Raw genomic sequence first — 20,857 nt, 5'->3', positions numbered from 1 at the left:
CCTAGCCTTTTCGAGAATGATCTGCGTCCTGCGCCAGGCCCAGCGCCGACATCAGTTCCTGCGCCGAGAGCGGCTGCGGCCGGCTGGGCCACGCCTCGATCAGCTCGACCATCTTCGCGCTTCGCGGTGCGCGGGCGCCGTTCGAGCGCGCAAGCCGCACCACCTCGCCGCACAGCTCATTGATCTCGGTACGGCGGCCCAGCGCCAGGTCGTCCGCCATGCTGGAACGCGCCTTCTCGTCGATGCGCAGCATGCGCGCCGCGACCACCTTGAACAGCGGATCGGGCAGGCGCAGGATCGTGGGCATGAGGCGCGGCGGCACCGCCGCCAGCTGCGCCGGCTTGATGTGCGCCCATGCGAGCGCCTCCAGCGCCTCGTCCATCAGGGCCGCGAGACAGCGGCGGTAGCCGCGGTCCATCAGCTGCTGGCGCAGCGGCAGGCCGGACAGCGCATTGATCGGGTTGTTGAGATTGAGCAGCAGCTTGCCCCACTGCACCGGCAGCATGTTCGCGTGCCGGTCGATCGGCACGCCGGCGCTCTCGAACACGGCCAGCCAGGGCCGCAGCAGCGCGTCGTCCTGCGCGGCCAGGCGGCCGGCCGTGCCGCGGTGGAATGCGCCCTGTCCGATCTCGGCAACGTTGTACGGCACCATGCCCGGCAGCACCCGCAGCCGGGGCGCCACCTGTGCCGCTGCAGCGGCGTTCGAGATGCCGTTCTGCAGCGATATCACCGCCGTGCCCGGCGGCAGCGCCTCGCCGAGCTCCGCCGCGGCCTGCGCTGTGGCGCCGCTCTTCACGGTCAGCAGCACCAGGCCCGGGCGCACGCCGGGCGGAATCCGCTCCGCCACGCGCAGGCTGCCGGGCGGCATGTACCGCTCGCCGCCGTCCAGGTCGCTGAGCCGCAGGCCGTGCCGCTCGAGCGCCACGAGCACGCGGGGACGGCCGACGAAGAGCACTCGCACGCCCTCGGACGCGAGGCTGCCGCCGATATAGCAGCCGATGGCGCCCGCCCCCATCACCAGGACGTCGACCGGCGGCACTTCAGCCATGGACAGAGGCGGCCGCCCGCGGCGGCACGAGAAAGTCGAAATCGATCCGGAAAGCCCCTTGCATCCGCGCGACTATGGCACGGACGCGCCCGGCTGGGCAGGGCGTCAGACCCGCTGCGCGACCCAGTCCTGCACAGAGGCGAGCGCCTTCGGAAGCCCGGCAGCATCGGTGCCGCCGGCCATTGCCATGTCGGCCTTGCCGCCGCCCTTGCCGCCCACCTGCTGCGCCACGAAGTTGACCAGCTCGCCGGCCTTGAGCTTGCCGATGCTGTCGGCCGTGACGCCGGCCGCGATCTGGACCTTGGCGCCATCGACCGCCGCCAGCACGATGGCTGCGGTCTTGAGCTTGTCCTTGAGCTTGTCCATGGTCTCGCGCAGCGTCTTGGCATCGGCGCCGTCGAGCTTGGCAGCCAGCACCTTGACGCCCTTGACCTCCACCGCCTGGGCCAGCAACTCGTCGCCCTTGGAGGAAGCCAGCTTGCCCTTGAGCGCGCCGACCTCGCGTTCCAGCGCGCGCACCTGCTCCAGCACCTGCACCAGGCGCGGCTGCACCTCGGGCACGGGTGTCTTGAGCGTGGCGGCCACGCTGTTGACCGTGGCCTCGAGCTCTTGCAGGTAGGCCAGCGCATTCGCGCCGGTCACCGCCTCGATGCGGCGCACGCCGGCGGCCACGCCGCCCTCGCTCACGATCTTGAAGAGGCCGATGTCGCCGGTGCGCGCCACGTGCGTGCCGCCGCACAGCTCGCGGCTCGTGCCGATGTCGAGAACGCGCACCGTCTCACCATACTTCTCGCCGAAGAGCATGACGGCGCCGGTCTGCTGGGCCGACTCCATGTCCATCACCCGCGCCTGCGTGGCCTGGTTGGCCAGGATCTCGGCGTTGACGCGGCGCTCGATCTCGAGGACTTGCGCCGCTGTCACTGGCGCGTTGTGCGCGAAGTCGAAGCGCGTCTTGTCGGCGTCGACCAGCGAGCCCTTCTGCTGCACGTGCCCGCCCAGCACCTCGCGCAGGGCCTTGTGCATCAGGTGCGTCACGCTGTGGTTGCGCATGGTGGCGGCGCGCAGCGCCGTGTCGACCCGGGCCGTGACCGTGTCGCCGACCTTGAGCGTGCCCTGCGTCTGCGTCCCGTGGTGGCCGTAGACATCGGCCTTGATCTTCTGCGTGTCGTCGACGCCGAACTGCAGGCCTTCGGCCACCAGCACGCCCTGGTCGCCGACCTGGCCGCCGCTCTCGGCGTAGAAGGGCGTGGTGTCGAGCACCACGATGCCGGGCTGGCCTTCCTTCAGTTCCTGAACCGGCGCGCCTTCGACGTAGAGGGCCAGCACGCGGGCCTTCTCTTCCACGTGCTCGTAGCCGGTGAAGGCATTGGCCGCGCCCGCGTACTCGACGGCGCGCTCCATCTTGAACTTGCCGGCCGCGCGGCCAGCGGCCTTCTGCTTTTCCATCGCGGCATCGAAACCGGCGGCATCGACATCCACGCCGCGCTCGCGGCAGACGTCGGCCGAGAGGTCCAGCGGAAAGCCGTAGGTGTCGTGCAGCTTGAAGGCCACCTCGCCCGGCAGCACCTTGGCGCCGCCGGCCAGGGCTGCATCCAGGATCTCCATGCCGTTGGCGAGCGTCTCGAAGAAGCGCTCCTCCTCGGCCTTCAGCGTCTCGGTGATGCGTTGTTCGTCGGCCACGAGCTTCGGGTAGGCCTCCCCCATCAGCGCCACCAGTTCGGGCACCAGCTTGTGGAAGAAGGGCTTCTTCTGGCCCAGCTTGTAGCCGTGGCGGATGGCGCGGCGCACGATGCGGCGCTGCACGTAGCCGCGGCCCTCGTTGGAGGGGATCACGCCGTCGGCCACCAGGAAGGCGGTGGCCCGGATGTGGTCGGCAATCACGCGCAGGCTCTTGTTGTGCAGGTCTTTCTCGCCGGTCTCGCGCGACGCGGCCTTGACAAGGCGGTCGAACAGGTCGATCTCGTAGTTGCTGTGCACGTGCTGCAGGATCGCGGCCAGGCGCTCCAGGCCCATGCCGGTGTCGACGCACGGCGCGGGCAGCGGTCTGACGCTGCCGTCGGGCTGCATGTCGAACTGCATGAACACGTTGTTCCAGATCTCGATATAGCGGTCGCCGTCTTCATCGGGCGAACCGGGCGGCCCCCCCGCCACCTCGGGACCGTGGTCGTAGAAGATCTCGGAGCACGGGCCGCAGGGGCCGGTGTCGGCCATCATCCAGAAGTTGTCGGACATGTAGCGCCCGCCCTTGTTGTCGCCGATGCGCACCACGCGCTCGGGCGGCAGGCCGATGACCTTCGTCCAGATATCGTAGGCCTCGTCGTCCTCCTGGTAGACCGTGGCCCAGAGGCGCTCGGCCGGCAGCTTGTAGACCTGCGTCAGCAGCTCGAAGGCCCAGCTCAGCGATTCGCGCTTGAAGTAGTCGCCGAAGCTCCAGTTGCCCAGCATCTCGAAGAAGGTGTGGTGGCGCGCCGTGTAGCCCACGTTCTCCAGGTCGTTGTGCTTGCCGCCGGCACGCAGGCAGGCCTGCACCGAGGCCGCGCGCACGTAAGGGCGCTTGTCGGTGCCGAGGAACACGTCCTTGAACTGCACCATGCCGGAGTTGGTGAACATCAGGGTCGGATCGTTGCCCGGAACCAGCGAGCTCGACGGCACCACGGTATGACCCTTGGAGGCGAAGAAATCGAGGAAGGACTTGCGGATGTCCGCGACGCTGAAGGTGGGCTGGCTCATCTTGGGGTTGGAGTTCTGAGAGAGGCGGCCGGCTGCGGGCAGCCCCTGCATCGAACCCACCTGACCATTGATCTGCTGAGCCGTGGATTATAGGTTTGGCCCTGCCCACGCTGCCCCTGCGGCCATGCGGGCGCGCCTTTGCCGAAAGGCCGCGCCCGTGCGACCCTCGCGGCCATGACCCCCCGCCTGCTCGCAGACGCCGTACTGCTGCTGCACGGCCTCTTCATCGTCTTCGTCCTGGCCGGCGGCGCGCTGGTGTGGCGCTGGCCGCTGGCGGCGCTGCTGCACCTGCCGGCCGTGGCATGGGCTGCCTGGATTTCCTGGACCGGCTCCGACTGCCCGCTCACGCCGCTGGAGAACACGCTGCGGCGCGAAGCCGGCGACACGGGCTACGAGGGCGGTTTCGTCCAGCACTACCTGCTGGGGGTGATCTACCCCGAGGCCATGACCCGGGAGTGGCAAGTCGGCGTGGGCGTTTTCGTCGTCCTGCTGAACGTAGGCATCTATGCCCGGCTTCTTCTGCGGTGGCGCCGGCGCGGTGCCTGACGGGGGTTCGGGTCCCCCTGTGAGATCGTTTAAGGTGTCGCCATGCCGGCCTGCGACCCCGACGGGCTGGACATTTCGGACCTGAATATTCGAGTCCGATTCGATTTCGCAAGGAACAGCCATCAGATGAGACACACCTCGGTACACGACTTTCTCGCCCACGTCGCCAGCCGCAACCCAGGACAGCCGGAGTTCCTCCAGGCGGTGGCGGAAGTCATGGAGAGCCTCTGGCCCTTCATCGCCGCCCACCCCAAGTACGCGGAGCATGGGCTGCTCGAGCGGCTGATCGAACCCGAGCGCATCGTGATGTTCCGCATCGCGTGGACCAACGATCACGGCGACGTCCAGGTCAACCGGGGCTACCGCATCCAGCACAGCTCGGCGGTGGGCCCCTACAAGGGCGGCATGCGTTTCCATCCGTCGGTCAACCTGTCGATCCTCAAGTTCCTCGCGTTCGAGCAGACGCTGAAGAACGCGCTGACCACGCTGCCCATGGGCGGCGGCAAGGGCGGCTCGGACTTCGATCCCAAGGGCAAGAGCCCGGGCGAGGTCATGCGCTTCTGCCAGGCGCTGGTGACCGAACTGTTCCGTCATGTGGGCAGCGACACCGACGTGCCTGCCGGCGACATCGGCGTGGGCGGCCGCGAGGTCGGCTTCATGGCCGGCATGATGAAGAAGCTCAGCAACCGCGCCGACTGCGTGTTCACCGGCAAGGGCCTGAGTTTCGGCGGCTCGCTCATCCGTCCGGAGGCCACCGGCTATGGCACGGTGTACTTCGCCGAGGAGATGCTCAAGCGTGCCGGCCGCAGTTTCGAAGGGCTGCGCGTCAGCGTCTCGGGCTCGGGCAACGTCGCGCAGTACGCAGTGCAGAAGGCCATGGCGATGGGCGCGAAGGTGGTGACCGTGTCCGACTCCAGCGGCACCGTGATCGACGAGGATGGCTTCACCCCCGCAAAGCTCGCCGAGCTGATGGAGGTCAAGAACCACCTCTACGGCCGGGTGAGCGACTACGCCGATCGCACCAAGACCAACTTCAGCGCCGGCACGAAGCCGTGGGTCGTGCCGGTCGATGTCGCCCTCCCCTGCGCCACGCAGAACGAACTGGGCGCCGACGATGCGGCCATGCTGGTGGCGAATGGCGTCAAGTGCGTCGCCGAAGGTGCCAACATGCCGACGACGATGGACGCAATCAAGCGGCTGCAGGATGCCGGCGTGCTCTACGCACCGGGCAAGGCCAGCAATGCCGGCGGCGTGGCGACGTCGGGGTTGGAGATGAGCCAGAACGCGATGCGCATGTCGTGGCCGCGCGAGGAAGTCGACCGCCGCCTGCACGACATCATGGTGGGCATCCACCAGACCTGCGTGCAGCATGGCTCCCAGGCCGACGGTACCGTCAACTATGTCGATGGCGCGAACATCGCGGGCTTCGTCAAGGTGGCGGACGCGATGCTGGCGCAGGGCGTCGTCTGACCCATGCCGGTGCTGAGCGAGAACCGGGCTGGGCAGATGCTGACGCTGAAGGCCGGCGACGAATTGCCGCTTCGCTGAAGGCCCCCCTGTTCCGGAAGCCATCGCGGCTTGCACTGTTGCGGTCGGACGGCCATCCGGACGGGTACAATCCGCACCCGCTGCGGGTGTAGTTCAATGGTAGAACGGCAGCTTCCCAAGCTTCATACGAGGGTTCGATTCCCTTCACCCGCTCCACATTTGCACATCATCGAACACCATGGGCCGCCAAAAGCGGCCCTTTTTCATTGAAGAATTGGGATAATTGGGGCATTACCGGGATGCATTGAACATCACGGAATTTCAACCCTTTTGGGGGCGCAGGTGGGGGCAAAGGGGCGAAGAACGCCCCCAACGCCGAATTTACGCCCCCAAAACAGCAGGAGCCCCCTGAGATGCCCAAGCAGATCGCCCCTCTGACCGTCAAGCAGTGTGACGCAGCCCCCCAGGGCAAGCACTTCGACGGCGGGGGCCTGTTCCTCGAAGTCAATGCCAACGGTGCGCGGTACTGGTACCTGAAATATCGCCACGGCGGCAGTGAACGCCGCTACGGCATCGGCCCCTACCCTGCAGTGAAATTGCCCGACGCACGGGCAGAGCGTGAACGTGCCAAGGCCCTTCTGCGGGACGGGCATGATCCGCAGCAGCAACGGGAAGTCGAGCGGGAACGCGCCCGCGTCGCTGCCGTGAACACCTACGAAGGCATCGCCCGCGAGTTCCACGAGCGCAACCCGCTCGCATGGCAGACTGCCCACCGCGACAAGTGGCTCGCGATGCAGGCCCGGCACCTGTTCCCGCGCATCGGCGGCCTGCCTGTGACGCAGATCACCGCGCCAATCCTGCTTGCGCCGCTGGTGATAGTCGAGAAACGCGGTATGCATGAAACCGCGACCAGCCTGCGGCAGTACGCATCACAGGTGCTGCGCTACGCGGTGCAGACCGGCAGGGCCGAGCGCGACGTGTCGGTAGACCTGCGCGGCGCAATCCGCGCACCGATCCAGAAGAGCTACGGAGCCATCACCGAAGTCGAGCACCTGCCGGGGTTGATTCGTGCCATCGATTCCTATTACGGGCGCAGCGTGACGCGTGAGGCCTTGTGGTTGAGCGCCCTGCTCTTTCAGCGGCCCGGCAACCTTCGGGGCATGCAATGGCACTGGGTGAGCTTCGAAAAGCAGACGATCACCATCCCGAGCCATGAGATGAAGCGCACCTTGCGAGCGAAAGTTCAGGGCAAGCCGCACGTCGTGCCCATGTCGGCTCAGGCCATCGAGTGCCTGCGGCGGCTGGAGAACATGACGGGCGGCGGCAAGTACGTCTTCCCGTCCGAGCGCACGGCCGAACGGCCGATGTCCGACGGTACCGTCAACGCCGCTTTGCGACGCCTGGGCTACAGCAAGGAACAGATGACCGCGCACGGCTTTCGCGCCGTCGCGCGAACGGTTCTCGCCGAGCATCACGACATCCCGGAGGCTGTGCTCGAAGAGCTGCTGGGCCATGGCAAGACCGGCCCTCTCGGCAGCGCCTACGACCGCACGCAGTGGACCAAGCAGCGCAAAGAGGCGATGACTGTCTGGGGCAACTACCTCGAAGTGTTGGCGGCGCCTCCGAAGGCACGGGCGAAGGCTGCCAAGGTCGTGCGCATCGGGGCTACGCGTTGACAGGAAGAGTCAGCAAGGCCGTCGAAGCAGAAGCTCGCCGTCGCCTGAATGCCGCAAAGGGTGACGTGCACGCCGCGTTCCTGCGAGCTATCAGAGACGGGTTCACGCTGCAACGCGATGTGGATCGGTGGTCCGCCGAGGCCTCCCGCCTGACCGATGAACTCGAAGATTTGCGCGCCAAGCGCAGGCAAAGCGGAACGAGGAAACGCGCTCACGACTGGGCCTCGGCCAATTTTCGCCAGCACAAAAGCCTCGCAGAAATGTCCAGGGTTCTTGCGTCGGTCCTCGCCAGAAGAGAGCGAACAATTCTTGCGTACCTCTACGAATGGAATGACGAGAACAATCGGCCGTTTCCGCGGTTTCGGTGGAAGTGAAACTCGACATTCGAATATTCGTCGAGATTCGCTGAAAGGTTGGCTCTATGAGTCCACAACCTACATCCTTGATGCAACGGGTTCTCCTGAAGTTCAATGGCGGCACCATGAAGTCCGAAGCATCAAACCCATCTCCAGGCCAGCCGTCTGCGAAGCGCAAGGGCACGGTCCTCTCGACGCCGGGCGGCCCACGTTGGACCAAGGGCGACCGCGTGCAGCCCCTGGCACTGCTGAGCGTGGACTATGCCTTGCTGACGACCGCGACTGTCATCGCCCTCACTGGCGATTCAGTCTCGACCATTGATCGCAAGGTGAAGGGCGGCAGGTTCCCGCAACCCATCTCGCACGGCGAGCGAGGCCGCCGTTGGGTTGCTTGGCAGGTTCGCGAGCACCTGCGCAAGCAGGCCGAGGCCCACGGCGTGGTGTGCGCGCAGGATGCCCCTGCCGACGCATCGCCCCTAAGGGGACGTGGCCGGCCGCGCGAGGCTGATCTTCCCGCGACCCAATAAAACGGCCGGGCGCTGTAGGGGCGACCGGCCGCAGGTGATGACAGAAAACCCGACGCCAGTTTAGGCGTGTCACCAGTCACCTGCAACTGAGGACCTCTCAACGGCCCCCGGCCATGGAGGCGAATCCATGGCAACTGCAAACCATCCGTTCTGGCCGCTCCCGGTCACGATGGACCAGCACTTCCAGCGCATCGAGCGCATCGAACAACTGCTCACGCGGCGAGTAGATGAAGCCATCGCGGCACGTGCAGAGTACCGCCGTCTGCTCGCCGCGGCCGCGGCGCTGCGCACTGTGGCCCTGGGCGCCGAAGCGCAGCAGACACTTGGCGAACTGATCGAGGCGCGGGTTGCGCGGCTCATTGTCGATGCGAGACCGGGGAGCCAATCATGAGCGACGACGCTCTCCACACCACCGGGGCTCGGTCATGAGCGCCCTACCGAACAGCTCCGCGTCCGAATTGGTCACGACCCTGGGGGACGCTTGCCGCTTCCTGGCCGAGCGGCTGCAGGCGGACGACGCGACACTCGCGCGAGTGTTCAAACCGATGGGCCTGTCGGTTGACGCCGTTCGCAGTCCGGCCGCCTGGGACAATCCGCTTCCACTGGGACTTGCCCCGGATTTTCGGCAATCGGTGATCGACACCGGCCGCCGAATCCTCACCGAGCGCGCCGAGCTGCCCCCGTTGAATGGTCGTGACCGCATCGACGAGCGCAGCGTCATGTTCGACCAGCAGGCTCCGCTGCAGGCGGCAGCGCGCGCCGTGTGGACGTTCCCCGAGCCGGTTACGTTCGACGAGCTGATGGCGGCAGACCTGACCCCGGCCGAGATCATCGAGGGCTTCCTGTGGGCGGATCTCGCCCTGCTGGTCGGCAGCGGCGGGACGGGCAAGACGGTTTGGCTGCTGTGGATGGCCGTCTGCATCGCCCTCGGCCGGCCGTTCTTCGGGCACGCGATCCTGAAACCGGGCCGCGTGCTGTTCCTGACCGGCGAGGACCCGAAGCACGTCGTCGTCGCGACCGTGCGCCAGATCTGCCGGGCGATGGCGCTCAGCGACCGCGACATCAAGACCGTGCTGGACCGCGTGCGCATCAGCGACGTGACCGGCGGGAAGGCGAAGCTGTCGGCGGTCAAGGACAACCTCGTGGTGCCCTCCGAGCTGCCGATCATCATCGGCAATGCGTCGCGGGATCAGGAGGTCGTTGCGACCATGTTCGACCCGACGATTAGCTTCGCGGCGGGCGAGTCCCGGGTGAATGACAGCGAGCAGGGCATCGTCGAGTCCGGTCGGATCGTGCGGGACATGATCCGCTGCGCGTCGATCTTCAGTCACCACACCGGCCAGGGGCCGGCCAAGTCGCGCGAATTCAGCATGTACAGCAGCCGCAACGGATCGGCGCTTCCCGACGGCTGTCGCATGGAATGGGTCATGCATCGTGCCGAGGACGCCAAGCAGTGGCGGGCGCTGACTGGACGGCCGATCGAGAAACCGCGCTACGGCTATGAGATGGCGGTCGTGCGCTGTCAGTACGCGGCGCCGCCCGATGCGCACTACTTCTTCGAGCGCGAGGGTCATTCCATCGAAAGGGTCCCACCCCGGCCGACCAACATCGGCAAGGCTGACCGCGCCGAGCCCGTTGACGCGGTTGTCGAGTTGAAGGCCCGCAACGAGCAGGGGCTGAACCTCCTGCTGAGCGAGTTCGAGCAGGGCGTCAGGCTCTCGCGCGAGACAGCGGTGCAGGTCATGCAGGCACGCATGGACGTGACCCGCCAACCTGCCCGCGATGTCGTGTCGGCCCTGATCGATGCCGGTCTCGTCGTCGAGTGCCTGCTGCCCAACCCACCCGAGCATGGTGCGCGGACCTACCTGCATCCGCTGCGGCGCGGCGTGCGCCTGCCCAACGATGTAAAGCTCGCGCCGCCGCCCAAGCCCAGAAAGAGTGCAGCCGGCGAGGCGGCGGCGGGCCGGGCCTGAACCATGCCGCCGCCTCGCCATCAGCGGACGTTTCACCGCCTCGCCGCCGCCGCCTCGCCGCCTTTAAGAGAAAAGAGAGTCGGCGAGGCGGCCTCTCTCTTTCCTCTCTCAGGCGCGGCCCCGCTTCGCCAAATTGACGCGGCGAGGCGGCGGCGAGGCGGCGAGGCGGCTCATTGATTTCAACCACCGCGAAAGGACCGAAGCCATGAACTTCGACCGCCGTCTCGACCAGAACCAGAAAGACGCCATGACCACCGACACCGATTGCCGCGCCTTCGACGCCGCCACCGACCTGCTGATGTTGAGCGTGAACGTGGGCGCTGATCTGCTGCCGCCCGTGCCCGACCGCAAGCTGACGCGCGCCGAGGTGAAGGCAATCAACGCACGGTTCAACGAACTGGTTCGCGCCTATCTCGAACGCCGCAACCCGGGCATGCGGTTCCCGTGGCATGACAACCCGAGATGGCCCGCGAAATGAACCGCACGTCGCTCGGACCACAACCGAAGGAATGAACGCGGCCGAATGAGGACCGCCATGAGCACGCCCGAAACAATACGACGAAGGACCGCCACCATGAACATCGACCCGAACCAGAAGCCCGCGACACAGTCCGAGGACGGCAGCGTGTGGCTGAGTCCTGCAGCGACGTTCGAATATGCGCTCGAATGCGCCTATCTGCCGCTGGAGGCCGGCCGTGCTGATGAGCAAGGCAGAGGCCGAATGCGCCGCTTGGTCGCCGGCCTCCTGCAGAGATGCGTCGCCGCAGGCATGCCACACGCGCTGGCCGACCAAATCTGCGCCCGCGCCGCGTTGTGCCGGGACGGCGACGCTGATCTGCTGCCCCTGAGCACGCAAGCCGTGGGCTTCCTGACCCTGCAGCAGTTCTGCGATGCGATGACCGAAGCGGGCATGCCGCCGCGCGACATCTGAAGGGCGCGCTGTGAAGTTAGTTCGTCACGGTCTGCCGATGCTTCGTGCCTCGTTGCCGTTGCTGCAGTGCCAGGCCCTGCACAAGTCGAGCAGCGCATCAGGGGCAAGGCCCTGCAGTACCTGCGCCGCCGTGTGCTGGAGCGTGATGGCTACCTGTGCCAGTGCCCGCTGTGTCAGGCAGGCCAACCCCTCAAGCTCACGTCTGCAACGGCCGAGGTGGATCACATCGTGCCCCTGTATCAGGGCGGCACGAACCAGATGACCAACCTGCGTGCACTGCACATCGACTGCCACGCACGCATCACTGCAGAACAGGCGCAGGCGCGCTATCAGGGCTGGAAGCCATGACCCCTTCACCCGATGACAACGGCACGCCTATGGCCCGGCACGGTGCCTTCCCGGTGCCGTGCCGCTCGTGCCCCGACTGTCCGCGCGAGCCCGGCAGCACCCAGGGGGCCGAGAGCTGCCGAGGGCGGGCGGGCGATTCGGTCAGCCGCGACCCGGGTGAAACCCTGCATTGCTGGCTCACAGATTTTTTCTTTCATCAAAAAAGGCGATCTACAAGAAAATTCACCTGCGCCTGTGAGCTTCGATCCTGCCAATCAATGACCTCTGACCGGCGCCAACCGCTCACGAATCAGGCTTGGTTGCGACGCGTCAACGCCAGGACGGGCCCGAGGGCTCGTTATCGGACCGCGCCGATACCGATACATGAAGCGGCTACTCAAAGCGGCTACTCAACGCCCTACCCCTCCATGGAAACCGACTGGACAATGTTCTGGAACTGCTCCAGAACCTCCTCGTGGTACCTGCGCAGATAGCGCATCACCTGGGGGTTGTCGATCAGCTTGCTAATGTACCCACGGGCCACTACGAGATTGAGAACGTCCTCCCCGTACGTCTGTTCTGCGAGCTTGTATTGGTCCTGCAGGTTGGCCATCTCGTGCTCCATGCGGTCGACCTGTTCCTGGCTGACGGCTTTTTCGAGCCGGCGCCGCCGGCCAGCTACCAGCATCTCGGCAGAGGTGGCCATCAACAGCGCTTGCGCATAGGGCACCGTCAAGGTGTTCGCAGCGATCATTAGTTCGACGCACTCGATCTGACGTGTGGGCTTCATCTGGCGCAAGGCACTGGATACCTCAGTGGAGAATTGCCGCTCCTTCAGAAGTTCCGCCGCCTCGGCGCAGATGCCGTTGAGCAGGTTGGCTTTCCTCATGAGATGGGCTGTGTCCACGCACAGCGCACTGGCTAGCCGCTCGGGCGCCACGCCGCGCTCCAGTGCGCGGCGGATCATGTAGTGCTCCTGGATCGTCGAGAGGCGGTTGACACGATTGTTGTAGGTGTAGCTCTCGTCGTCCGAGGCTACCAGGCAGGGCACCTCCGTGCGTTTCAGTTCCCTGAGCACCAGCAGCCTCAGGTGCCCGTCCAGCAGAAGATGATGGCCGGTTTTTCTGTCGACAGCGCCCACGGCGAGCGGCTCGATAAGATCCACCTCTCGGATCGAGGCAAGGATCAGCTTGAACTTCTTTGTCTCAAGAACGGCATCCGGCCAAATCTTGGAAGGAAGGATCCGATCGATCGGAAGCACCAACGGCTTGGGGATGAACGCGAGCGAGACGGCCACGTCACTCACCCCCGGACGATGTGGTCCGCCAGGTACTTTGGAACCGTGTCAAGGCCCTCGGCGCGCAGGAGATTGCAGAAGTTCTCGTCCGCCGCCAACTGGCGAAGCGCGCCAATCACGAAGGCCAAGCGCTGCTGCGCGACCGTCGCCCGGCGCACCAGAAAGCGTTGACGCTGCACCTCCTTCTGATAGGCCCGCACCAGGCTCGAGGACGTGATGGCGGCGTTCGGAGACGACGACGGGGCCCTTCTTAGACCTTTTCCCGCGGACTGGCGCCGCAGGACCAGACGCCGCGCGTTCATCAGCTGATGGCCTCGCAGCTGGCCGCTCTCGTAAGCATCGTGGAGTGCGGCTTGTATGGCCTTGTTGTCATCACCCGCGCCGGCGATTGTGATGGCTGCCCTCATCGGGATGGCGCCGGAGCAGACCGCCGACAGCAGGCGCTCCTCACCGCAGTTCAGCAGCGTCAGGACGTCTTCAACGTAGCTCACCCCCAGCCCGACCTTCTGGGCGATTTCCCGGGCCTTGTACCCCTTGTCGCGAAGTTGCGCGATTCCTGAGAGCAGTTCAAGAGGCTTGTAGCGCCTCCGGGCGATGTTCTCTGCCAAGCTCATGAGGAAGGCGTCGTCATCGCTGGCGGTGACCACCAACGCCGGAATGCGTTCCTCACCGAGCTTGCGGTATGCTTTGACGCGGCCCTCGCCACACACTAGCAGGTACTTCTCCGCGCCGTCGTCTCCGATCCTCGGGGTCACCGTGATGGGCTTCTTCAGGCCGATGTTCTGGATGTTCTCGACGATCTCGTCGAAGACCTGCTGGTTGCGATCCCGAGGATTCAGCACCTCAATGCGGGAAACGGGGATCATCCGCAGCTCCGGCTGGCCGCCTGCAGTCATGCCGCTCTCCTGAGGCGGAATCGCTCCGCCATGCCGTAGAAGTAGTCCAACGAGTCGAAGTGAAAGCTCTCCAGTTCAATCGCATTCTGTTCCGCCAAGCTGAGCGCGCTGGCGCCGAACTGCAGATGGGGTAGCAGGTAGTAGTCCAGTGTCGCCCTGTTCTCGGGTTGAAGTCTGACTACGATGGTGATGTCCGGCCGCAGGCTGGTGTCCAAACGCACCCTCCAGTGTCGCCGCCCGTATTCGCTTGACCGGCATCTCGAGAGCACGATCGATGCACGGAACTCCTGGTTCACGTCCAGCAGGTCCGTGGCCGGGTCCACAAGGATCTGGCCACCCAGCGCCGCGACCTGCGCCGTGGTTTCGGCCACGATCCGCGGGTGCAGTTGCCGCAGGTGGCGGTTGATCTCCAGGTAGCGATAGTCCCTCCCTGGCGTGAAGCCCACAAGCTGGTACGCCCGCAGCAAGCTGCCGAACCGCAGCGCGTATACCGACGATGACGGCATGTCATCTGTCTCGTTGATGACCAGGCCGGAAAGGAACCCCCGGCGCTCCAACAGGCGCCGCAGGCGCTCGATCAGCTCTTCGTCGCTGAAGCGCCTCGCTCGCGCACGGATGATGCCCTGGACCGTGAAGAAGAGGTCGCGTGGAACGATGCCTTCGAACGCCCCGTCCTTCCTGATCCACATGTCCGGCGTGTTGAAGACATGAACCTTCTTGAGCTTGAAGGAGGTGCGGTTGTAGACGTTGTTTCCGATGTACTTTTCGTTGGTCAGAATCTCATGCACGGCCGCCCGGCTCCATTCCCGTCCTGTCGGGGTCCTGATGCCGGCCGTGTTGAGCTTTACAGCGATGGTAGCCTCACTCATGTCATTGTCTATGAACCAGCGATAGACCTGGAGCACCATGTCGACCTCGGGCTGGGGGCCCGGCGTCAGGACCACTCGATCGGTCTGCAAGCTCTTCTGCTCTCCGCGGTCCAACTGGGATTTGACGGACCCGTTCTGATCGATGAGCAGGCGCCGCAGGCCGAATCCGGCTACGCCGCCCTGTCGAAATCCCAGTTCCACCTGTCGGCACTGGCCGGCAAAGACCTTGACGGAGAGCTCACGGCTGTATTCCCCGGCCATCGCCCGCTTGACCCCCTTGACGATTGTCGAGACAGGGGAGCCGTCATTCTCAAACTGCTCAGCGCAGTAGGCCACCTGTATTCCCGCGCGCCGGCAGATGTATTCGTAGTACGCGCTCTCGTCGGCATCCTGAAAGCGCCCCCAACGGCTCACGTCATAGACCAGCACGACGCTGAAATCGGCGGCGCCGGACTGCACGTCGTGGATCAGTTGCTGCAAGCCCAGCCGGCCATCGATGCGAAGGCCGCTTCTGCCTTCATCGGCATAGGTCTTGACGATCAGGATGCCGCGGCGCTGGGCGTACTCGCGAATCTTGTCGGACTGGTTGAGCGTCGAATACTGCTGATGCTCGGTCGACATCCGAACGTACTCGGCTGCCCGGCATGGTGCCGGGGCCTCGCCACCGCAGCGTTCGAGTCCTTGATCGATCGACATGGCTGCCAAGTGTTTTGAGATCAGTTGGGTGTGGTGGAAGGTAGCAGCAAGTCGCCGACAGTTCGAACAAGTCCTCTCTTTGCAATCAGAAGGGCTCAGGGGCCGGAGGGCGGCAACACCCTCAGGCTGACGACCCACACGTCCTTCTTTGCAATTCCGGGGTCGGCCTGCAGGAGCCGCAACTCATAGATTCCCGCACGAAGCGACGGCGAGCACGAGTCCATCTTTGCAATGATTCGCTTGCGGTTCCGGGCGCGCTGCTGCGTTCGGTTTTCGTTGGCGTATTCAGGGTTGGTATTGCGGTAGGCGCGCCAGTACCCTGGATTGCGCTCAGACCATGCTTTTTGCGCGCGGGCCTGGTTTGCCAGGTAGTCCGGGTCGCTCCTTCGCTTGGCGATCTGCCACAGGCGTCGTCGTTCACGCTGGCAGTCCGGTAGCGCGCAGTACATCTGGCGCGGCACTTGAGGGGCCGGCACGAAAGCCTGCCCGCAGGACGAGCACCAGCGAGTCGCCATGGGACACCTCGACGCAAAGACGAAGTTGTGTGTTCTACGGCAATGGCAAACGAGTGGTAGGAGCGCAGGATGTGCGCCCTGTGGGGTTAGCGCTTAGGGTGGAATTTGATCGAGGTGGTCGATGGTTTCACGAAGCCGCCCAAGTGCGATCAATGTTGCCGCGAACTGATCTTTCTCGACGCCGTGCTCCTCGAGCACTTTGAAGACGAAAGCCTCAAAGCCATCCCCCACGGACCCGTCAAGCAGTGAGTGCTCCTCGAGAATGACGTTGCCGCGCAGCAGCAGATCCGCCATCGCGCGCGCCATGCGAGGGTGCGCCGCTTCGAAGGCGTCAACTAGCATCTTGATCTCATCGGGTGTTGCCGGCATGCTGGGGGTCCTTCAAAAGTCCGGTTCAACAGAGGTATGTCTGGTCCACGATTCTGCCGGGTAGCCTGCCCTGCGGGCATCGACGGAATGCGGTCGGACTCGAACTGCATGAGCCGGCTGGCGCTTGTCTGCTGTCCCGCGGTCGGCGGGGACCACGCTTGCTGCGCCTACGTTGCGCGGGTTGCGATCGAGCAGTTAGGGGTGCAAACCTCGGTTCGCGAGGAGAAGTTATGCGCGCCGCAGCATACGTTCGCATGTCATCTGACCGGCAAGAACTGTCCATTGGCACGCAACTGCTTGCGATAAAGGGCTATGCCGAGGCGAACCACATCGAGGTGGTTCGAGTCTATGAGGACGCCGCCAAGAGCGGATTGCAGATCTCGAACCGGGAGGGCATGAAGCGCCTTCTGAGGGAGGTGATGGACGAGCCCCGCCCCTTCGATCTGGTTCTAGTCTACGACGTTAGCCGCTGGGGGCGCTTCCAAGACATCGACGCGGCCGCGTACTACGAGTACACCTGTCGGCTGCACGGCGCCAAGGTGATCTACGTGCAGGAGGTCTTTGGCTCGGACGATGAGCCGATGACCGCGCTGCTGAAGACGCTCAAGCGCGCCATGGCGGCCGAGTACGCACGTGAACTGGGCGTGAAAACCCGCGCCGGCCAGGACCGCGCTGTTCACCTCGGTTACCAGATGGGACCACTTCCCTGCATTGGCCTGACTCGCATGGCCGTTGATCGAGACGGGAACAGGCGGCCGCTTACCCGCGGGCAATCAAAATCCTTGCAGGGTGAGCGGATCGCATGGCAGCCCGGTCCGCCAGCAGAGGTAGAGCTGACCCGGAGCATCTTCAGCATGTACGCAGACACGAACACCACGATCAGGGGCGTCGCTCGTCAGTTGCGCGCACTGGGGAAGGTCGCACAGGATGGGCGACCGTTCACAGAGTCCATGGTAGATCGACTGTTGCGCTGCGAGGCGCTCGCCGGCAACTTTGTTTGGGGCAGCGAGCGCTACATCGGAGGCCTCGGCAGGAATAAGCGCCCCGTCACGCGCGCGGATAACGTCATTGAGCCGGTAGTACCGACCGATCTCTGGATGCGGGTGCAGGCCAAGCTCTGGGCCCGTCGAAGGCTTCGTCGTGACAAGGAACAGTTGCTCCAAATTCTTCGTGAGCGGCTGGCCGAGCACCCCGAGTTAAACGCCCTCGATCTCGAAGCGTTGGGACTGCATTCGAAGAAGGCCTATACCAATGCATTCGGATCCGTGTCACGAGCACTGGAGTTGGCTGGCCGCGACTCGGGTGCGGTCCGCGCACTCCATGAGCGAAGAAAGCTGGTCGGCAGAAAGGTCGGCGACCGGATGACATCCGACATCGCGGGGCTGCTGCAGCAGGTCGGAATGGACTGCCGTGTCCACCCCCGAAGCCGGGTACTCGTGTTCGCAGGGATGGTGAAGCTACGGCTGCAGTTGCTTTGGCCGCGAACTTATCGAGGCGTTCAGCGGTGGCATGTCCTGAAGTCGCGACGGCCTGTTGCGCACCTAGTGCTGCTCGCCCAAATGGATGATAGAGCCAGCGCAATCCGGTTCGTACTTCTCAACCCGACGGAATATCGGGAAACGGCGCCATGGCTCGATGAAGAACTACCTCCGTACCTTGAGCCTATTGCCGGGGCGGTAGAACTCATACAGGCATTGCGAGTCAGACTGGCGCGATGATGCGGCTTGTGCTTCGCTGACGTGGAAGGTGGCGGCGCCGGTCGGCGGTCTGGCTGGAGCGGTGTCCTCGGCCAGCGCATGCGCTTAGGGTTAAGTTCCCCAACAGTGCTGCGTCGTTCACCGGCATCACCTCAGCGCCCTGGCGCGTGAGCAGGCATGCGATCCCAGCACAGTTGCAGCTCACCATAGCCGCGCGCTCAGCGGTCAGCACCTCTGATCCTCGCGCCGGGGGTTTATTACAAAATCGATGCCCTTGGCAAAGTGCGTATTGCGTTTCAGAATAGCGCAACCTGCTGCATTGACGCAGTGCCTTCGAAAGACACATGCCCCAACGCCTCGAATCCCGTGAGCGCCTGGCCCTCTTCTATGGCCCGGACGAGGTGCGCCGCAGGTTGGCCAACTACTCGCGTAAGGGTCGCGAGCACGACGACAGATATGAACGCGAGGACGGCGAGCGACCTGAGTTGTTCGACCAGGAATTTTTCATTGACCTTGGCGCCCGCCTTAGCGAGTTGGAGGCGCGCCAGGACCTCGCGAAACTCACCGATCCGAAGGCGGCCTGCGCCGTCTGGCGACTGGTCAGCGGCAGAGAAACGGGGATGCAGGACGCGCTGCCTGCTGATACCGATCAGTTGGAGCCTGACAGCACCAGAACCGCGCCAGGCGAGTTGGCACCGACTCGGCGCAAGTGCAAGCCGCAGGCGAAGTCCGCCCGACAGCCCACCTCCCCTATCTCCATGCACGAAGGGAATCCTATGCCTACCGTTTCAATCATCGACCCTGACACGTGCGGTTTCTTCGAGAACCCGAACGCAACTCCGTCGCCTCCCCAAAGCAACCTCAAACCGGTCACGGATGCCGGCCAGTTCCTGAGCATCTTCGACGAGATGAGCGCGCGCCAGCGCGCTGAAGAAGAGGCGCGAGGACGCGAAGCAGTTGAGCGGCCAGCCCGCGCTGCGGCGGACCTCACCCAGCGCCAACGCGACGAGGCGCTCGCAATGGCGCGCGGCACAATGGCCAGGTTCTCCGCAACGCTGAAGAACATCGAGCCAACCCTGCCCAAAGGCACGCGCGAGGACCTGATGGTGCGCACACTCATCGCAACGCTGGACGCCTTCGCGAACGCGCCAACTGATAGGTCGACGAACCTGCTTCCACTCTCGGGCAGCCGGCGCGCTGCACGTCCTCGGCGCCTGCCCGTCGCAATGGAGCAGCCATGACCGCCTACTTGCGCCGCGACGGCAACGCGCTCGATGCATCCAGCATCCAACGCGACGGCAAAGGTGGAGGCTTCATCGTGCAGCCTCCGGGCGGCGTCGAGCGCGTGCGAGTAGCAGCAAGCAGACCCGACATCGCGGTCATGCTGGCCAGCGGTGCCGTGAAGCCGCCGCCTAGCCTGAGTGCCAAGTGCGCTGATGCGCCTGCCCGCATGACCTTGACGCGGACCGACATCAATGTAATCGGTGATGCAGTCGGCGCGGCCCTCACCGCCAAGCTCAAAGTGCGCGATGAACGCCTCGACAGGTTGGAAGACCTTGCGCGCGGCGCGACGCCAGCGCACCAGCCGGCACGAGCCGCCGGTGCGTCGGCGACCGGCACCAGGAAGCTATCCAGCCACGCTCTGTGCCTGCTGGCAACTGCCGCAGTTGCGTCGGCGCGCGCAACTCTCGCAAGCCGGTGAAGCCATGATCGTGCGCGAACGCGCGAAGCCGAAGGGGCCGGTGCAATGATGACGCTCGGCACCACCCTTGCTGCACTCCTGCGACCGGAGCAACGCAGGGATGATGCGCGGCTCGCGATCCTCGTCGCCCTGCTGCGCGCGGACGCCACCAGCACCGGGGCACTGCTCACCGCCGCGGGCGAGGGCAGCCGGGAAGATCGCCTCATCGCCCTGGCCGACCGGCTGGCTGGGCGCATCGGCGACGTGCCGGGCTCCTATGTCGCCAAGGGGAAGGGGTAGCCCATGCTGCGCCGGCATCCTGATTTTCCCGACCTCGGCGCTACGGCTCGACTGGCACGGCAAGGGGACGAGTCGCAGCGCGCCTGCTCCCTGGTGGAGGTGGCGCGGGCATTGGGCGTTTCTGCTCCGCGCGCGCGCCAGCTCGAATGCAAGGCCATGGAGCACTTCAGCGAGCGGCTGGCCTTGGTCATGGCCGAGCGCGGTCTGGATGTCACCGACCTGCTGCCCGATGACCGGCCGGGCATGGGTCTGCCGCTGCGCATCGTCCGCCGCGTGAGATGAGGGACCCGGCCGCAGTACGATCGGCTGATGCCCGCAAACGACTTCCCCGGTTACGTGCGCCACCATGAAGCCGGGCACGCGGTCGTCGGCTGGGTACTGGGGGAGCGCGTCTACGCCATCCACCTCCGTACGCTGGCAGATGCGCGCGCGGGCAGAAGAATCATCATCGATCGCCAAGGGCGTCAATGTATGCACCACGGCCTGACTGAGATGTCGCGTCGGGTGCAACCACATATGGCGCGAGGGATGGTCGATTCCGGCTGGAAGCTGTCCCGGCACGACTTGCTAGCAGAATTCGCGGTCCTTTTGGCTGGCTCGTACGCCGAAGCACGACAGAAGCACACGGCTGCCGTCGATGTGATGCTTGGCGGCGGCGCCGACGACCATCGGCAAGCCCTGGAAGTGGCCGACCTGCTTCCTGTCGAGCGCCCTGAGCTGATCGACGCCGGGCACCGGATGGCCGACACTTTCGTGCGCGAATACTGGCCTGCGATCCGAGCTGTCGCGGACCTGCTGCAGGGGCAAGAAAGTACTGCCGGTGACGCGGTGCACGAACTGCTCGACCGTGGTGCCGGTGTGCGCTGGCCGATGCCGAAGGGGCGCAACTACATGCCCGATTGACCCTGCGTCGCTTCCGCCTTTCCAGCCCCAAT

General features: G+C 65.1%; 23 protein-coding genes and 1 tRNA gene. 17 read left to right on the top strand and 7 right to left on the bottom strand.

Annotated elements, in window-relative coordinates; translation table 11 throughout:
- Position 1: 1 nt before the first annotated feature.
- Together APY03_RS29485 and alaS are read right to left on the bottom strand one after the other, a co-directional pair.
- Positions 2-1,048, bottom strand: coding sequence for a 2-dehydropantoate 2-reductase (locus tag APY03_RS29485; protein WP_174262803.1), 1,047 nt, complete (start codon positions 1,046-1,048; stop codon positions 2-4).
- Between the two features lie 105 nt (positions 1,049-1,153).
- Positions 1,154-3,778: an alanine--tRNA ligase gene (gene alaS / locus APY03_RS29480; RefSeq protein WP_068682726.1), complete on the bottom strand. Its 2,625-nt coding sequence runs from the start codon at positions 3,776-3,778 to the stop codon at positions 1,154-1,156.
- 174 nt (positions 3,779-3,952) lie between these two features.
- Between alaS and APY03_RS29475 the strand changes: the two genes are divergently transcribed.
- From APY03_RS29475 to APY03_RS29430, 11 genes are all read left to right on the top strand, one after another.
- Positions 3,953-4,324, top strand: a complete 372-nt coding sequence (locus tag APY03_RS29475) for a DUF2784 domain-containing protein (RefSeq protein WP_068682724.1) — start codon at positions 3,953-3,955, stop codon at positions 4,322-4,324.
- 126 nt (positions 4,325-4,450) lie between these two features.
- Positions 4,451-5,794, top strand: a complete 1,344-nt coding sequence (gdhA, locus tag APY03_RS29470) for an NADP-specific glutamate dehydrogenase (RefSeq protein ID WP_068682605.1) — start codon at positions 4,451-4,453, stop codon at positions 5,792-5,794.
- Between the two features lie 160 nt (positions 5,795-5,954).
- Positions 5,955-6,028: transfer RNA gene (locus tag APY03_RS29465), tRNA-Gly, on the top strand.
- A 197-nt stretch (positions 6,029-6,225) separates the two neighbouring features.
- Positions 6,226-7,488: a tyrosine-type recombinase/integrase gene (locus APY03_RS29460; RefSeq protein ID WP_068682603.1), complete on the top strand. Its 1,263-nt coding sequence runs from the start codon at positions 6,226-6,228 to the stop codon at positions 7,486-7,488.
- Entirely contained in the window at positions 7,485-7,862 is a 378-nt protein-coding gene (locus tag APY03_RS41900; protein WP_146039364.1) for a hypothetical protein, read from the top strand. The genes APY03_RS29460 and APY03_RS41900 overlap by 4 nt, the downstream gene beginning before the upstream one ends.
- A gap of 71 nt (positions 7,863-7,933) precedes the next feature.
- Positions 7,934-8,371 (top strand): helix-turn-helix transcriptional regulator, encoded by a 438-nt coding sequence (locus tag APY03_RS29455; protein WP_068682601.1) that lies wholly within the window; start codon positions 7,934-7,936, stop codon positions 8,369-8,371.
- A gap of 127 nt (positions 8,372-8,498) precedes the next feature.
- The gene (locus APY03_RS29450; RefSeq protein WP_068682599.1) at positions 8,499-8,762 is read left to right on the top strand and encodes a hypothetical protein; all 264 of its coding nucleotides are present in this window, start codon (positions 8,499-8,501) and stop codon (positions 8,760-8,762) included.
- Positions 8,763-8,796: 34 nt separating this feature from the next.
- Positions 8,797-10,344, top strand: coding sequence for an AAA family ATPase (locus APY03_RS29445; protein WP_068682597.1), 1,548 nt, complete (start codon positions 8,797-8,799; stop codon positions 10,342-10,344).
- Between the two features lie 205 nt (positions 10,345-10,549).
- On the top strand, positions 10,550-10,822 hold the full coding sequence (locus APY03_RS29440; protein ID WP_146039362.1) for a hypothetical protein: 273 nt from the start codon (positions 10,550-10,552) through the stop codon (positions 10,820-10,822).
- A 96-nt stretch (positions 10,823-10,918) separates the two neighbouring features.
- Positions 10,919-11,275: a hypothetical protein gene (locus tag APY03_RS29435; protein WP_068682593.1), complete on the top strand. Its 357-nt coding sequence runs from the start codon at positions 10,919-10,921 to the stop codon at positions 11,273-11,275.
- A gap of 66 nt (positions 11,276-11,341) precedes the next feature.
- Positions 11,342-11,623 (top strand): HNH endonuclease, encoded by a 282-nt coding sequence (locus APY03_RS29430; protein WP_068682591.1) that lies wholly within the window; start codon positions 11,342-11,344, stop codon positions 11,621-11,623.
- A 397-nt stretch (positions 11,624-12,020) separates the two neighbouring features.
- Here the strand turns inward: APY03_RS29430 and APY03_RS29425 are convergent, their stop codons facing one another.
- The 5 genes from APY03_RS29425 to APY03_RS29405 all read right to left on the bottom strand — a co-directional run bounded on the left by APY03_RS29425 (position 12,021) and on the right by APY03_RS29405 (position 16,244).
- Positions 12,021-12,899, bottom strand: coding sequence for a plasmid partitioning protein RepB C-terminal domain-containing protein (locus APY03_RS29425; protein WP_068682722.1), 879 nt, complete (start codon positions 12,897-12,899; stop codon positions 12,021-12,023).
- A 5-nt stretch (positions 12,900-12,904) separates the two neighbouring features.
- Positions 12,905-13,795, bottom strand: coding sequence for a ParB/RepB/Spo0J family partition protein (locus APY03_RS29420; RefSeq protein ID WP_068682589.1), 891 nt, complete (start codon positions 13,793-13,795; stop codon positions 12,905-12,907).
- A complete protein-coding gene (locus tag APY03_RS29415; protein ID WP_068682587.1) occupies positions 13,792-15,360 on the bottom strand; it encodes a recombinase family protein in 1,569 nt (522 codons plus the stop codon). The genes APY03_RS29420 and APY03_RS29415 overlap by 4 nt, the downstream gene beginning before the upstream one ends.
- Positions 15,361-15,455: 95 nt before the next feature.
- Positions 15,456-15,875, bottom strand: coding sequence for a hypothetical protein (locus tag APY03_RS29410; protein ID WP_068682585.1), 420 nt, complete (start codon positions 15,873-15,875; stop codon positions 15,456-15,458).
- Between the two features lie 93 nt (positions 15,876-15,968).
- Positions 15,969-16,244 carry a hypothetical protein gene (locus APY03_RS29405; RefSeq protein WP_068682583.1) on the bottom strand — a complete coding sequence of 92 codons (276 nt, stop codon included), beginning with the start codon at positions 16,242-16,244 and terminating at the stop codon, positions 15,969-15,971.
- Between the two features lie 230 nt (positions 16,245-16,474).
- On the opposite strand from APY03_RS29405, the gene APY03_RS29400 reads away from it, so the two are divergent.
- From APY03_RS29400 to APY03_RS41895, 6 genes are all read left to right on the top strand, one after another.
- Positions 16,475-17,962: a recombinase family protein gene (locus tag APY03_RS29400; protein WP_068682581.1), complete on the top strand. Its 1,488-nt coding sequence runs from the start codon at positions 16,475-16,477 to the stop codon at positions 17,960-17,962.
- 323 nt (positions 17,963-18,285) lie between these two features.
- Entirely contained in the window at positions 18,286-19,182 is an 897-nt protein-coding gene (locus APY03_RS29395) for a hypothetical protein (protein WP_068682579.1), read from the top strand.
- Entirely contained in the window at positions 19,179-19,643 is a 465-nt protein-coding gene (locus APY03_RS29390; protein WP_068682577.1) for a hypothetical protein, read from the top strand. The genes APY03_RS29395 and APY03_RS29390 overlap by 4 nt, the downstream gene beginning before the upstream one ends.
- Before the next feature lie 45 nt (positions 19,644-19,688).
- The gene (locus APY03_RS29385) at positions 19,689-19,922 is read left to right on the top strand and encodes a hypothetical protein (RefSeq protein ID WP_068682575.1); all 234 of its coding nucleotides are present in this window, start codon (positions 19,689-19,691) and stop codon (positions 19,920-19,922) included.
- A gap of 3 nt (positions 19,923-19,925) precedes the next feature.
- The gene (locus tag APY03_RS29380) at positions 19,926-20,204 is read left to right on the top strand and encodes a hypothetical protein (RefSeq protein ID WP_068682573.1); all 279 of its coding nucleotides are present in this window, start codon (positions 19,926-19,928) and stop codon (positions 20,202-20,204) included.
- Between the two features lie 27 nt (positions 20,205-20,231).
- Entirely contained in the window at positions 20,232-20,825 is a 594-nt protein-coding gene (locus tag APY03_RS41895) for a hypothetical protein (protein ID WP_146039361.1), read from the top strand.
- The last annotated feature ends 32 nt before the right edge of the window (positions 20,826-20,857 follow it).

It is taken from the genome of Variovorax sp. WDL1 (assembly GCF_001541225.1).
Classification (GTDB): Bacteria; Pseudomonadota; Gammaproteobacteria; order Burkholderiales; family Burkholderiaceae_C; genus Variovorax.
The sequence above is the reverse complement of the archived record's forward strand: the minus strand, read 5'-3'. Positions and strand labels throughout refer to the sequence as shown.

What these genes read in the sequence shown, in the direction of transcription:
- APY03_RS29385 (WP_068682575.1), top strand. Translation starts at nt 19,689, where the DNA reads ATGATGACGCTCGGCACCACCCTTGCTGCACTCCTGCGACCGGAGCAA.
- APY03_RS29475 (WP_068682724.1), top strand. Translation starts at nt 3,953, where the DNA reads ATGACCCCCCGCCTGCTCGCAGACGCCGTACTGCTGCTGCACGGCCTC.
- APY03_RS29395 (WP_068682579.1), top strand. Translation starts at nt 18,286, where the DNA reads ATGCCCCAACGCCTCGAATCCCGTGAGCGCCTGGCCCTCTTCTATGGC.
- APY03_RS29460 (WP_068682603.1), top strand. Translation starts at nt 6,226, where the DNA reads ATGCCCAAGCAGATCGCCCCTCTGACCGTCAAGCAGTGTGACGCAGCC.
- gdhA (WP_068682605.1), top strand. Translation starts at nt 4,451, where the DNA reads ATGAGACACACCTCGGTACACGACTTTCTCGCCCACGTCGCCAGCCGC.
- APY03_RS29440 (WP_146039362.1), top strand. Translation starts at nt 10,550, where the DNA reads ATGAACTTCGACCGCCGTCTCGACCAGAACCAGAAAGACGCCATGACC.
- APY03_RS29435 (WP_068682593.1), top strand. Translation starts at nt 10,919, where the DNA reads ATGAACATCGACCCGAACCAGAAGCCCGCGACACAGTCCGAGGACGGC.
- APY03_RS29450 (WP_068682599.1), top strand. Translation starts at nt 8,499, where the DNA reads ATGGCAACTGCAAACCATCCGTTCTGGCCGCTCCCGGTCACGATGGAC.
- APY03_RS29380 (WP_068682573.1), top strand. Translation starts at nt 19,926, where the DNA reads ATGCTGCGCCGGCATCCTGATTTTCCCGACCTCGGCGCTACGGCTCGA.
- APY03_RS29445 (WP_068682597.1), top strand. Translation starts at nt 8,797, where the DNA reads ATGAGCGCCCTACCGAACAGCTCCGCGTCCGAATTGGTCACGACCCTG.
- APY03_RS41895 (WP_146039361.1), top strand. Translation starts at nt 20,232, where the DNA reads ATGCCCGCAAACGACTTCCCCGGTTACGTGCGCCACCATGAAGCCGGG.
- APY03_RS29390 (WP_068682577.1), top strand. Translation starts at nt 19,179, where the DNA reads ATGACCGCCTACTTGCGCCGCGACGGCAACGCGCTCGATGCATCCAGC.
- APY03_RS29410 (WP_068682585.1), bottom strand. Translation starts at nt 15,875, where the DNA reads ATGGCGACTCGCTGGTGCTCGTCCTGCGGGCAGGCTTTCGTGCCGGCC.
- APY03_RS29405 (WP_068682583.1), bottom strand. Translation starts at nt 16,244, where the DNA reads ATGCCGGCAACACCCGATGAGATCAAGATGCTAGTTGACGCCTTCGAA.
- APY03_RS29400 (WP_068682581.1), top strand. Translation starts at nt 16,475, where the DNA reads ATGCGCGCCGCAGCATACGTTCGCATGTCATCTGACCGGCAAGAACTG.
- APY03_RS29455 (WP_068682601.1), top strand. Translation starts at nt 7,934, where the DNA reads ATGCAACGGGTTCTCCTGAAGTTCAATGGCGGCACCATGAAGTCCGAA.
- APY03_RS29485 (WP_174262803.1), bottom strand. Translation starts at nt 1,048, where the DNA reads ATGGCTGAAGTGCCGCCGGTCGACGTCCTGGTGATGGGGGCGGGCGCC.
- alaS (WP_068682726.1), bottom strand. Translation starts at nt 3,778, where the DNA reads ATGAGCCAGCCCACCTTCAGCGTCGCGGACATCCGCAAGTCCTTCCTC.
- APY03_RS29420 (WP_068682589.1), bottom strand. Translation starts at nt 13,795, where the DNA reads ATGACTGCAGGCGGCCAGCCGGAGCTGCGGATGATCCCCGTTTCCCGC.
- APY03_RS29415 (WP_068682587.1), bottom strand. Translation starts at nt 15,360, where the DNA reads ATGTCGATCGATCAAGGACTCGAACGCTGCGGTGGCGAGGCCCCGGCA.